This window comes from Pseudomonas parafulva (assembly GCF_002021815.1).
Lineage (GTDB): Bacteria > Pseudomonadota > Gammaproteobacteria > Pseudomonadales > Pseudomonadaceae > Aquipseudomonas > Aquipseudomonas parafulva_B.
The window spans coordinates 2,543,694-2,556,311 of record NZ_CP019952.1 but is presented as its reverse complement, the minus strand read 5'-3'; the positions used below and the strand labels follow the sequence as shown (position 1 = coordinate 2,556,311).

Below are 12,618 nucleotides of genomic sequence, written 5' to 3'. Positions count from 1 at the left end.
AATAAGACGAATGAGCGCCTGTAATCTGCAATGCAAAGCGAAAAAACCTTCATCAGTTGTTGTGGGCTCAGATCAAGCGGCTTCTTTTACCGTCACGCCTGGTCCCTGTACACGAGCGTCAGGCCTGAGCGTAAAGGCCGCCTAAACTCTTCTTGCGTTCGTTCGTTTCACCGGCATGAACCGTATTCGAGGAGTGTCCGTGTCCCCATTTATCCGCTCAAGCCGTTGTGCCGGTCTGGCCGCAGCGCTCATGGTTGCGGCCTTAACCGCACACGCTCGTCCCGTAGCGCCAGATGCCAGCGCCCAGATCCGTCGCACTACCTATGGCGTGCCACATATCGTGGCCAAGGATGAAAGAGGACTCGGTTATGGCATTGGCTATGCCTATGCCCAGGACAATCTTTGTTTGCTGGCTGACCAGGTCCTGACGGTCAGCGGTGAGCGCTCGCGCTATTTTGGTGGTCAAGGCCAGACCGTGGACCAGCGCGAGAACCTGGCCAGCGATGTCTTCTTCACCTGGCTCAACGGGCCGACACAGGTGCAGGCGTTTCTGGACGCGCAGCCCGCTGCCATCCAGGCTCTCTTGGCGGGTTATGCCAGTGGGTTCAATCGAGCACTGGCTGAGCGTCGTCAGCAGGGCCTGCCACAGGAATGTGGAGGGGGGGAGTGGGTGCGCGCCATCACCAGCCAGGACCTGGTCAAGCTTACACGGCGGTTACTTGCAGAAGGTGGGGTCGGGCAGTTCGTCGAAGCCCTGGCCGGCGCGCAGCCGCCCGAGAACGATGTCCGGCGGCCCGCCGTCGCTTACGGGAAAGCGCTGGAACAGCAGCAACGGTTTGCCACCCAGCGTGGCAGCAACGCCATTGCAGTGGGTGCCCAGCGTTCGGTCAATGGGCGTGGTTTGCTGTTGGCCAACCCGCATTTCCCATGGGTGGGAGGCATGCGGTTCTACCAGATGCAATTGACCATCCCCGGTGAACTCGATGTGATGGGTGCAGCATTACCTGGCTTGCCGATGATCAACATCGGCTTTAATCGCCACCTGGCGTGGACCCATACCGTCGACACCTCCAGGCATTTCACCTTGTTTCGCCTGCAACTCGACCCCAAGGACCCAACCCGCTACGTGCTCGACGGCAAGTCCCTGCCGCTGACCCGCCAAAGCGTCAGCATCATGGTCAAGGCCGCCGATGGCCGACTGCAAAAAGTCGAGCGTGTTCTGTATAGCTCGTCATTTGGTCCGGTCGTTCAGTGGCCTGGGCGGTTGGACTGGGACAGGCATACGGCCTACAGCCTGCGTGATGCCAACAGCGATAACGCCCGCGTGCTGCAACAGTGGTACCAGATCAATCGTGCCGACAGCGTGGCGGCGCTGACGCGTTCCATTGAGCAGCTGCATGGTATTCCTTGGGTCAACACCGTCGCCGTGGATGAACGTGGCAAGACGACCTACCTGAACCAGTCAGTGGTGCCTTACGTCGACCAGGCATTGCTCGATGCCTGCGGTGGCGAACAGACAGGCCCGCTGGTAGTGCTCGATGGTTCCCGCAGCCTGTGCAACTGGAAAGTCGACAGCCGCGCTGCCCAACCCGGTACGGTTCCGGCGCAGCTGATGCCCCGTCTGGAGCGCGATGATTTCGTGCAGAACTCCAACGATCCAGCCTGGATGACCAACCCTGCGCAGCCGATGACAGGCTACTCGCCCTTGGTCAGCCGCAGCGATCAGCCTCTGGGCATGCGTGGGCGCTTCGCGTTGGAACGTCTGCAAGGCAGGGCGCTGCTTGGTGTGGAAGATCTGCAGCGCTTGGTGACCGATGACAAAGTCTACCTTGCGCGTTTGCTGCTGCCGGATCTGCTGAGCTGGTGCAAGCGTGCCCCCACTGATGTCGAGCCCGTGTGCCGCAGCCTGGCCAGCTGGAACGGCAAGGCCAACCAGCAGAGCAACATGGGGCTGGTGCACTTTGAAAACATCTACAACGCAATCGAGCAACAACCGCAGGTATGGCGAGTGGCGTTCGATCGCAACGATCCTGTGCATACCCCGCGTGGTCTGGCGGTTGAGCAGGCATCGGTGAGCAAGGTGGTTCATCAGGCGGCCCTTGCCTCACTCCGGCAAGTGGCCGAGGAGGGCATCGACCCGAAGGCGCACTGGGGGCAGGTACAACAGGCCCATGATGGCACGCCAGTGCCGGGCGGGCCCCAGGCGCTTGGCGTGTACAACGCCATGTACAGTGTGCCGATGGGGCAGGGCAAGCGCTTGGTTGTCAGCGGCACCAGCTACCTACAGCTGGTCAGCTTCACCGATGAAGGCCCCAAGGCACGCGGTCTGCTGGCGTTCTCCCAATCGAGCGAGGCGGCCTCGCCCCATGCCAGTGATCAGACCAAGGCGTTCGCTGCCGGTCAGTTGCATGATATGCCGTTCACAGAGAAGCAGATAAAGGCCGATCCGGCGTACCGGGAGGTGATTATCCGTGAGCGAGATGAGCGGCTAGGCGATCGGTGAGTATCGGAATGGGAGACAAGCCTTGCTCGTCTCCCGCATAAGTATCAGCCCGACGCCTGAATGTTGCGCTCAGGCTGGCTAGCCACTATCGAGCAAATAGCGCTCAAGCGCTCAGGGAAATTCGAACGGCGCCAGCTGAAACCCTTGCGCGTCCACTTGCAAGGCCCAGGCACGCTTGTCCCAGTCGCCCAGCACAATGCGCCGGGCAGGCTCCCCGTCCACCATCAGCTTGTGAATCGCCGGGCGATGGGTATGGCCGTGCACCAGTGTGCGCACGTCGTGCGCCGCCATGACCTTGGGCACTTCTTCGGGCGTAACGTCAACGATCTCCGTGGATTTCATTCGCGTCTGGGCGCGGCTTTCGCTGCGCAGCTTGCGTGCCAATTTCAGCCGAACTGACAAGGGAAGGTGCCTAAGCAACCAAAGGCTCAGGGGATTGCGCAGCAATCGCCGCATTTTCATGTAGCCCACGTCTCGGGTGCACAAGGTGTCGCCGTGCATCAGCAGCACCCGTTCTGCTTCCAGCTCCACCACACAAGGATCGCTCAGCAGGGTGCAACCTGCGGCCTCGCAAAAGGCCTGGCCGATCAGGAAGTCGCGGTTGCCGTGCATCAGGTAGAGCGCAGTGCCGCTGTCGCTGAGCCGTCGCATGGCTTGGCAGATCGACTGCTCAAAGGCGGTCATGGCATCGTCGCCGATCCACGCTTCGAAAAAATCGCCCAGTATGTACAGCGCCTTGGCCTGGCGAGCCCGACCTTCGAGCAGATCAAGAAACGCCCGGGTAATGTCCGGGCGTTCTTCTTGCAAGTGCAGATCGGAGATCAGCAGTATCACTCAATGATCTCGGCTTTCTCGATGATTACGTCGTCCTTTGGTACGTCCTGGTGGCCAGCCTTCGAGCCGGTGGCAACTTTTTCGATGGCGTCGACGACTTCACGGCCTTCGATCACTTCACCGAACACGGCGTAGCCCCAGCCCTGGGTGTTTTTGCCGCTGTGATTGAGGAAATCGTTGTCAGACGCGTTGATGAAGAATTGTGCCGAGGCAGAGTGCGGGTCCATGGTGCGGGCCATGGCGATGCTGTACTTCGTGTTCTTCAGGCCGTTGTCGGCTTCGTTCTGGATGCTGGCGCGGGTTTTCTTCTGGGACATGCCAGCTTCAAAGCCGCCGCCCTGAATCATGAAGCCCTTGATGACACGGTGGAAAACGGTGCCGTCGTAGTGGCCGTCCTTGACGTACTGAACGAAGTTTTCGGTCGTCTGCGGCGCTTTCTCGGCGTCCAGCTGCAGGACGATGTCGCCGTGGTTGGTGCTCAGTTTGACTTTGGACATGCAGAAACTCGCTTTTTCAAGGCAATCGAAAATAGGAAGCGCTGGGCGCTGATTACTACCAGACGCGGCGTCAGGCGTTGGGGACACATGGCGCGCTTGCGCCATTTTGCCAAGGCTGCGGCAAAAAGGCGTGAGAAATCACGCGAGTTTGGCGGAGCCCGACTGTCGGCAGCTTGACTGCTTCGGCTATGATAGGCCCTTTGATTCATTCGGCCTACCCAGGCCGGCTACGTGCATTCAAGGATCCTATGAGCAAGCCCACTGCCGACAACGCGCCCAACGCCGCTGCCAAAGGCGCCCCCGCTGTCCCTGCGAACTTCCTGCGGCCGATCATCCAGGCCGACCTGGACTCGGGCAAGCACGCCAGCATCGTTACCCGCTTCCCGCCCGAGCCCAATGGCTACCTGCACATCGGCCATGCAAAGTCGATCTGCGTCAATTTCGGCCTGGCCAAGGAGTTTGGAGGTGTCTGTCACCTGCGCTTTGACGACACCAACCCTGCCAAGGAAGACCAGGAGTACATCGATGCCATCCAGCGCGATGTAAAGTGGCTGGGCTTCGACTGGGCCGGCGACGTTCGCTACGCCTCGAGCTACTTCGACCAACTGCACGCCTGGGCCGTCGAGCTGATCAAGCAGGGCAAGGCCTACGTGTGCGATCTCACGCCGGAGCAGGCCAAGGAGTACCGCGGCAACCTCAAGGAACCAGGCAAGAACAGCCCGTACCGCGAGCGCAGCGTGGAGGAGAACCTCGACCTGTTCGCCCGCATGAAGGCCGGTGAGTTCAAGGACGGTGAGCGCGTGCTGCGCGCCAAGATCGACATGGCTTCGCCCAACATGAACCTGCGTGACCCGATCCTCTACCGGATTCGCCATGCCCACCACCACCAGACGGGCGATACCTGGTGCATCTACCCGAACTACGACTTCACTCACGGCCAGTCGGATGCCATCGAAGGCATCACCCATTCCATCTGCACGCTGGAGTTCGAAGGACACCGGCCGCTGTACGAGTGGTTCCTGGACAACCTGCCGGTGCCTGCGCATCCGCGCCAGTACGAGTTCAGCCGTCTTAACCTCAACTACACCATCACCTCCAAGCGCAAGCTCAAGCAACTGGTGGACGAGCAACACGTCGAGGGCTGGGACGACCCGCGCATGTCCACCTTGTCGGGCTTCCGCCGCCGTGGCTACACCCCGGCGTCGATCCGCAACTTCTGCGAAATGATCGGTACCAACCGCTCGGACGGTGTGGTCGATATGTCCATGCTGGAGTTCTGCATCCGCGACGATCTGGACCGCACTGCACCCCGCGCGATGTGCGTGCTGCGCCCATTGAAGGTGGTGATCACCAACTATCCCGAAGGCCAGACCGAGCAGCTCGAACTGCCGCGCCATCCCAAGGAAGACATGGGCGTGCGCGTGCTGCCATTCGCACGTGAGCTGTACATCGACCGCGACGACTTCATGGAAGAGCCGCCCAAGGGCTACAAACGTCTTGAGCCTAACGGCGAAGTGCGCCTGCGCGGTAGCTACGTCATCCGCGCCGATGAGGCGATCAAGGATGCCGAGGGCACCATCGTCGAGCTGCGCTGCTCCTACGATCCGGACACCCTGGGCAAGAACCCCGAAGGCCGCAAGGTCAAGGGGGTGATCCACTGGGTGCCGGCCGAGGGCAGTGTGGAATGCGAAGTCCGGTTGTACGACCGTCTGTTCCGCTCGGCAAACCCTGAGAAGACCGAGGAGGGTGGCACTTTCCTCGACAACATCAACCCTGATTCGCTGCAAGTGCTCAGCGGCTGCCGTGCCGAGCCCTCGCTGGCCCAGGCGCAGCCGGAAGATCGCTTCCAGTTCGAACGCGAAGGCTACTTCTGTGCTGACCTCAAGGACAGCCAGCCGGGCCGCCCGGTATTCAACCGCACCGTCACCCTGCGTGACTCCTGGGGCAGCTGAGGAACTACCGTGCTCACGATCTACAACACCCTGACCAAGACCAAGGAGCCGTTCAAGCCGTTGGACGGCAACAACGTGCGCATGTATGTCTGCGGCATGACCGTCTATGACTACTGCCACCTGGGCCATGGTCGCAGCATGGTGGCTTTCGACCTGGCCACCCGCTGGTTGCGCAAGAGCGGCTACAACCTGACGTACGTGCGCAACATCACCGACATCGATGACAAGATCATCAACCGGGCCAACGAGAACGGCGAAACCTTCGATGCACTCACCGCCCGCATGATCGATGCGATGCACGAGGACGAACGCCGCCTCAACATCCTGCCTCCGGACCAGGAACCGCGTGCCACCGATCACATTGCCGGCATGCATGCCATGATCCAGACCTTGATCGACAAAGGTTATGCGTATGCGGCTGGCAACGGCGACGTGTACTACCGCGTCGGCAAGTTTGTGGGTTACGGCAAGCTCTCGCGCAAGAAGATCGAAGACTTGCGTATTGGTGCGCGAATCGAAGTCGGCGAGGCCAAGCAGGATCCGCTGGACTTCGTCCTGTGGAAAGGCGTCAAACCGGGCGAGCCCAGCTGGGAGTCGCCTTGGGGGCCTGGCCGCCCTGGCTGGCACATCGAATGCTCGGTGATGTCCACGTGCTGCCTGGGTGAGAGTTTCGATATCCATGGCGGCGGCAGCGACCTTGAGTTCCCGCATCACGAGAACGAAATTGCCCAGAGCGAAGCTGCCACCGGCAAACCGTACGCCAACGCCTGGATGCACTGCGGCATGATCCGCATCAACGGCGAGAAGATGTCCAAGTCGCTGAATAACTTCTTCACCATTCGCGACGTGCTGGAAAAGTATCACCCCGAAGTGGTGCGCTATCTGCTGGTGGCCAGCCACTACCGCAGCGCGATCAACTATTCAGAGGATAGCCTTCGCGACGCCAAGGGTGCACTGGAGCGGTTCTACCATGCTTTGCGTGGCTTGCCTCGTGTACCGGCCAGCGGCGGGGAGGCCTTTGTCGAGCGTTTCACTGCTGCGATGAACGACGACTTCGGCACGCCTGAAGCCTGCGCCGTGTTGTTCGATCTGGTCCGCGAAATCAACCGCCTGCGCGAGAGCGACGTGTCGGCCGCGGCTGGCTTGGCGGGGCGTTTGCGTGAGCTGGGTGACGTGCTGGGTGTGTTGCAGCTGGAGGCCGATGACTTCCTGCGTGCAGGCGCTGAGGGGAAGGTGGACGCGGCCCAGATCGAGGGTTTGATCCAGGCGCGCTTGCAGGCGCGGGCGGACAAGAACTGGGGAGAGTCCGATCGCATTCGTGACCAGTTGACGGCCATGGGTGTGGTGCTTGAAGACAGCAAGGGTGGGACGACCTGGCGGTTGGCGGACTGATCTGGGGGAGGGCGAGCGGGATTAGGTTGCTTGCAACCCATGTCCAGCCCGCCTGTAACTCGGCGATGGCCAAGCGATTACCGTCGTCCTTGTCCGCGTCCTTACCGCCACGTGCTTTCTGCTTTTGCTTCTAAGCGCGCAATAGCTCAGGCGCCGCAGATCGCGACTTCAGGAGGCCGAGCGCAGGGCTTGCGGAGGGAGGTGACAGGCATGGATGCCTGTCAAGCGCTGGGCTCCAGGATGGGGCCTGCAGCGCGGTCCTCCCGGGAGCAAGCCCGGAGCGAGAGGACCCCGGAGCGCAGCGCAGGGGCCGGGTGATAGGAGCAGGCGGTTTTTGCTCACTTTTTGACAAGACAAAAAGTGAGCCGCCGTAAGGGCGCAAAGGTGACTGTGCGCCACCCGCGCCAATGAATACCAACTTGCCGTATGCGCCCACACTTTGAAGTTTGAAGTTTGAAGTTTCAGGCTTCAAGTTTGATTGCGTTGGCGTGGGTATTGAAAGAGAGCACATTCCATTTGCGATGGCGACGCTTAGTCACCTTTTCGCCATTACGTGAACTGACCCCCGAATGTTGGACACCTATCTCACCGGAGGGTGTTCCATGACGAAATACAACCTGGCGCTCAAACAGGCACTCATCGAAGAGTGCCTTTCTGCTCCTAGCATTCATGAAGTGGCGCTAAAGCATGACCTCAGTCCATCGATGCTACGTCGGTGGGTAAAGGGCTATGAAAAACACGGCGCAGCCGGTTTAAGTGCCAAGTACAGCCGCTACGATGCCCAGTTCAAATTGAAGGTTTTGCAGTGCATTGAGCAAGAAGGATTGTCTGCCCAGCAAGCCTGCATCCAGTTTGATATTCGTGGTCCAAGTAGCATCAGGCAGTGGAAAAGGTTGTATGATCAAGGCGGAGTTGAAGCACTTCATCCGCATCATACCCGAGAGTTGAGCATGCCCCGTAAGCCATCGAAAAAAACCAGCGCAAGTCCTCCTACCGCTTCGGATAGCGACCTGACACCCGAGCAAATGCTCGAAGAGCTGGAATATCTGCGTGCGGAGAATGCTTACCTAAAAAAGCTCGATGCCTTGATCCAAGCGGACCCTCGCACTGCGCAGGCGAGAAAACGAAGGCTGTCCAGGGATTGAGGCACGGGCATCGACTCGCTCTGCTGTTACGTGCCGCCGGGCTTGCACGTAGTACCTTTTATTACCAAAGCAAGGTGTTGTTGACTGACAAGCATGCGGCTTTGAAAGAGAGTATCAACAACGTCTATCACGAGCATAAGGGACGGTATGGCTATCGCCGGATCACTGAGACCCTCAAGCACAACGGTCGGATGATTAATCACAAGAAGGTGCAGCGACTGATGCAGCTTATGGGTCTCCAGTCGCTGGTCAGGGCGAAGAAATATCGCTCGTACCGAGGCTCAGAGGGACTGGTTGCGCCTGATCTGCTCAGGCGAGAATTCAAGGCAGGAGCCCCTAATCAGAAATGGGCAACCGACGTGACAGAGTTCAAAGTGAAGGGGCAGAAGCTGTTTCTTTCGCCGTTGATGGACCTGTATAACGGCGAAATCCTCGCTTATCAGATTAACCGGCGCCCGGAGTTCAAGATGGTCTCGGCAATGCTTGAGCAAGCCTTTGAGCGGCTGAATCCAGGTGATAAACCGATATTGCACTCCGATCAAGGATGGCAGTACAGGCAGCCCACTTACCGGCATATGCTGGCCGAGAAGAACATTGAGCAGAGTATGTCGCGTAAGGGCAACTGCCTAGACAACGCCGCAATGGAAAGCTTTTTCGGCACACTCAAGAGCGAATATTTTTACCTGGAGTCGTTTGAAAATGTCGAGCAGTTGGCTTCAGGACTTGATGATTACATCGCTTACTACAACCAAAAACGCATCAGCCTCAGACTTGATGGCCTGAGTCCGATACAATTTCGGACCCACGCGCTGGCCCCATAGCGCTCACTGTCCAACTTTTGGGGGTCAGTTCAACGGCGAGTCACTTTTTGTCAAACGCGACAAAAAGTAACCAAAAAACGCTGTGCTCCATTCATACGGCCCCTACGCTACGCTTCGGGGTTCCCTCACTCCGGTCTTGCTCCCGGGAGGACCGCGCTGTAGGCCCCATCCTGGGGCCCAGCGCTTGACAGGCATCCATGCCTGTCACCTCCCTCCGCAAGACCTGCGTTCGGCCTCCTGAAGTCGCGAAGATCAAAAGCAAGATCAAAAGCCAAAGCAAGATCAAGATCAAGATCAAGATTAAGATTAAGATCGAGTATGAGTTTTATTGCTGGCTGTTGTTTGCCATTTCGTTTATGTACATATCCGGTGTAGGAGCGGCCTAGTGCCGCGATGGGCCGCGCAGCGGCCCCAGTATTTAAATCACAACAAACAAACTCCAAACTCGGGCCACAGCGCGCCCCATCGCGGCCGGTCCGGCGCTCCGGCCAGGCCGCTCTTACAAGAAATGGTAGGTAGTTTAAAGTTTTTTGAACGCAGCTACACCACTATGAAAGAGACTGATCTATAAGGTGCAACGTGATACCCAATTTCCATTCTCGCCAATAGGTGACCCACCTGAAAGACGTCCCTCCATCAATCCGCTAGCACCCAGATCCAACACAGGACCGCTGCTCCCCCGTATCGATGCTGACCACCACCGACATACCCGGCCGCAGCCGCGCAGCTTCTGGCTGCCCCGCATCCACCGTGATACGCACCGGTATCCGCTGGGCGATCTTGACGAAGTTGCCGGTCGCGTTGTCCGCCTGAAGCAACGCAAACTCCGAACCCGTAGCAGGGGAGATCTGTTCGATGTGCCCGTACAGCTTCAAATGGTTCAAGGCATCCACCGTGAAACTGGCCGGCTGACCGATGCGCACGTCGGCCATCTGCGTTTCTTTCATGTTGGCGATGATCCACAACGTATCGGGCACCAGCGCCATCAGCTGGGCACCTGAGTTGACATAGGCGCCCAGGCGCGTGCCGATCTGCCCCAGCTGCCCGTCCCTGGGCGCAGTGACGCGGGTGTTGTCCAAGTCGATACGGGCCAGGGCCACGGCTGCCTTGGCATTCTCGACCGCAGCCAGCAGCGCCGCGCGGTTGACGATCACCGACTCACGATCCTGCCGAGCGATCTCAAGCGCGGCCTTGGCCTGCGCAAGGCTCGCCGCCGCTGCCGCTTCGCTGGCGCGGGTAACATCCAGTTCGCGTCGTGACACTGACCCATCGCTGACCAGCGCCTGGTTACGCGACAGATCGGCCTTGGCTTTGGTCAACTGCGCGGCGGCGTCATTGATGGCAGCCTGGCGCTGGGCGATGGTCGCTTCGGCGCTCTTGCGCTGCTGGGCATTGTTGGCCAGCGCCGCTTCCTGTTGCTGCTGCTGGGCAATCGCCTGGGCCAGACGCTGGGTGTAGATGCGATCATCGAGCCTGACCAGCAACTGGCCTGCCTTGACGTACTGAAAATCCTGTACGGGCACCTCGACGATATAGCCGCTCAACTGCGGACCTATGATCGTGACCTGCCCGCGCACCATGGCGTTTTCGGTACTTTCGATGGCGCTGCTGAAAGGGGGCAGGCGCCAGGCATAAAGCACCACCAGCACGCCGACCAAGGCAACACAGCCGAATGTGATGGCAGACAGTATGCGCACCTTGCGGGTGCGTCCAGGTGAGGTCGGCTCGCTGGGTGGCGGTGTGCCTTCCGGCGCTTCGGCGATGGCGGTCGTGGTGGTGGTGCGGGATTCTTCGGTCATCGTGTCGGTGCGCCAAGGGATGGGTCGGTCAGGCGGGCCTGACGTTTGCTGTACCAGAGCCAGGTGCCGCGTATGCAGATCCAGATCATGGTGAGAATAGCGATAGCGCCAATGAGCATGAAGACATCGTTGTAGGCCAGCACATTGGCTTCTCGGGTGGCCGCGCTGGCCAGTTGGCGCATGCCCACTTCAGTACGCAGGGCAGGGTCGGCGATCAGGCGCCCGACGCTTGCACCACCACTTTGAACCCGGGCGGTGACCAGCGGTTCCACGCTGCTCAGGTGGTCCATGAGATGGCTTGAGTGAAATTTTTCCCGCCAGATCTGGAACGTGCCCAGCAGCGCTGCGCCAATCAGGCCACCGAGGTTGTTGCAGATGCCGAACAGCACCGAGAAGCTCACCAGGTTCTGCGGATTGGCCCGCACATGGCCGATGCCCAGGGCCATGGAGGGGCCCAGGAAGAACGTACTGCCGAACGCCAATAGAAACTGGCTCAAGTACATCTGCGCAGGGCGGGTCAGGTTGCTCGACCTGCTGTCCATGAAGGCCCCTATCGCCATGGCCAGCAGGGAGATCAGCAACGGTAGGATCAGGTGGTTGGGATTGATGGTCAGGGCGCTGGTCGCCAGCCCGGCGACCGCGCCGAGCAGCATGATCCAGTACAGCGAACGCATCTGTTCGCTGGACATGTTGAGCATCTGCAGAAAGCCGACTGCGCCGGTGGATTGTTCGGAGGTGACCATACGGATGAGGATCACGCACAGCCCCAGGCGGATGATGGCGCCGCTGCCCAGCCACCGCGTCATCAGCAAGGGGTTCTCGCGGTTGTGCTCGATCGCCAGTCCACTGAGGATCAGGACGATCGAGCCTGCCAGCGCCATGCCGATCCATGGCGCATCCAGCCACCAGTCGATGCGACCAAGCGATAAGGCAGCGCAAAGCAGCGCCGTGCCGCTGGCCATCAGGGCGAAGGTAAGAAAATCCAAGGGCTCGAAGGTCTTGAAGCGGTCACCAGGTGGCAGTTTGAGCAGAAGTACGCAGCCCAGGGCTGTCAGCGCCAGCCCCAGTTCGAACAAGTAAAGCCCCCGCCATTCGGCGATCAGTAGCAGGTCTTCTGAAAATATCCGTGCCAGCGGCAAGGCCAGCTGGGAAGCACCAAGGCCCAGGACCATGGCCTTGAGCCGCCACTGCGCAGGAAAGGCCTGGATCATGTAGTACAGGCCGAGCGAGGTCAGCGCGGCGCCCACCATGCCGTGGGCGGCCCGCACGGCAATGGCCGAGTTGAGGTCGTTGACCAGCAGGTGAGCGAAGGTCACCAAGACATAGAGCACCAGGAACACTTCGGTGAAGGCACGCAAGCCAAATTGCTGGCGAAACTTGACCAGCAACAGGTTCATGGACACGTTGGTCATCACATAGGCCGCTGGCAGCCAGGCCATTTCCGCCGTGGTCGCGCCCAGTGCACCTTGCAGAAACACAAGGTTTGCGGTCACCAGCGCGTTGCCAAGCCCGCCGGTGATGGCGACCAGCAAACCGACCAGGCCATAGGCCAGGCGCTTGGCTGGGCTGTGCAGGGGCGTAGACGGCGAACCTGGCAGGGTCGGTTTCTCGTGGGGCAACCACTGGCGGGGTGCGTACTTGTCCATGAACCAGCCTATCTAAGGTGTTGAAAGCG

Annotated in this window: 8 protein-coding genes; 4 read left to right on the top strand and 4 right to left on the bottom strand. The window is 59.9% G+C overall.

Going from position 1 to position 12,618, the window contains the following annotated elements; genetic code table 11:
• Positions 1-199: 199 nt before the first annotated feature.
• Positions 200-2,503, top strand: coding sequence for an acylase (locus B2J77_RS11380; RefSeq protein ID WP_078478674.1), 2,304 nt, complete (start codon positions 200-202; stop codon positions 2,501-2,503).
• Positions 2,504-2,614: 111 nt separating this feature from the next.
• Here B2J77_RS11380 and B2J77_RS11375 read toward each other — a convergent pair whose 3' ends face one another.
• Positions 2,615-3,337 (bottom strand): UDP-2,3-diacylglucosamine diphosphatase, encoded by a 723-nt coding sequence (locus B2J77_RS11375; protein ID WP_078478673.1) that lies wholly within the window; start codon positions 3,335-3,337, stop codon positions 2,615-2,617.
• Positions 3,334-3,834 (bottom strand): peptidylprolyl isomerase, encoded by a 501-nt coding sequence (locus B2J77_RS11370; RefSeq protein ID WP_058639321.1) that lies wholly within the window; start codon positions 3,832-3,834, stop codon positions 3,334-3,336. The genes B2J77_RS11375 and B2J77_RS11370 overlap by 4 nt, the downstream gene beginning before the upstream one ends.
• A 248-nt stretch (positions 3,835-4,082) precedes the next feature.
• Here B2J77_RS11370 and B2J77_RS11365 point away from each other — a divergent pair, with 248 nt between their 5' ends.
• The 3 genes from B2J77_RS11365 (at position 4,083) to B2J77_RS11350 (ending at position 9,144) form a co-directional block, all read left to right on the top strand.
• On the top strand, positions 4,083-5,786 hold the full coding sequence (locus tag B2J77_RS11365; RefSeq protein WP_058605166.1) for a glutamine--tRNA ligase/YqeY domain fusion protein: 1,704 nt from the start codon (positions 4,083-4,085) through the stop codon (positions 5,784-5,786).
• Positions 5,787-5,795: 9 nt separating this feature from the next.
• Positions 5,796-7,178, top strand: a complete 1,383-nt coding sequence (gene cysS, locus B2J77_RS11360) for a cysteine--tRNA ligase (RefSeq protein WP_078478672.1) — start codon at positions 5,796-5,798, stop codon at positions 7,176-7,178.
• Positions 7,179-7,780: 602 nt separating this feature from the next.
• Positions 7,781-9,144, top strand: a protein-coding gene (locus B2J77_RS11350) for an IS3 family transposase (RefSeq protein WP_153302491.1) whose coding sequence is annotated in 2 segments (ribosomal slippage) — positions 7,781-8,246 and positions 8,246-9,144 — 1,365 coding nt in all. Because the reading frame shifts where the segments join, the coding sequence is not laid out codon by codon here.
• A gap of 644 nt (positions 9,145-9,788) precedes the next feature.
• On the opposite strand, the gene B2J77_RS11340 is transcribed toward B2J77_RS11350, so the two are convergent.
• A complete protein-coding gene (locus B2J77_RS11340) occupies positions 9,789-10,943 on the bottom strand; it encodes an HlyD family secretion protein (RefSeq protein WP_058639207.1) in 1,155 nt (384 codons plus the stop codon).
• Positions 10,940-12,589 carry an MFS transporter gene (locus B2J77_RS11335; RefSeq protein ID WP_078478669.1) on the bottom strand — a complete coding sequence of 550 codons (1,650 nt, stop codon included), beginning with the start codon at positions 12,587-12,589 and terminating at the stop codon, positions 10,940-10,942. The genes B2J77_RS11340 and B2J77_RS11335 overlap by 4 nt, the downstream gene beginning before the upstream one ends.
• Positions 12,590-12,618: the final 29 nt, after the last annotated feature.

Coding starts and splice junctions, on each gene's coding strand:
- B2J77_RS11370 (WP_058639321.1), bottom strand. CDS start 3,834: ATGTCCAAAGTCAAACTGAGCACCAACCACGGCGACATCGTCCTGCAG.
- B2J77_RS11340 (WP_058639207.1), bottom strand. CDS start 10,943: ATGACCGAAGAATCCCGCACCACCACCACGACCGCCATCGCCGAAGCG.
- B2J77_RS11365 (WP_058605166.1), top strand. CDS start 4,083: ATGAGCAAGCCCACTGCCGACAACGCGCCCAACGCCGCTGCCAAAGGC.
- B2J77_RS11335 (WP_078478669.1), bottom strand. CDS start 12,589: ATGGACAAGTACGCACCCCGCCAGTGGTTGCCCCACGAGAAACCGACC.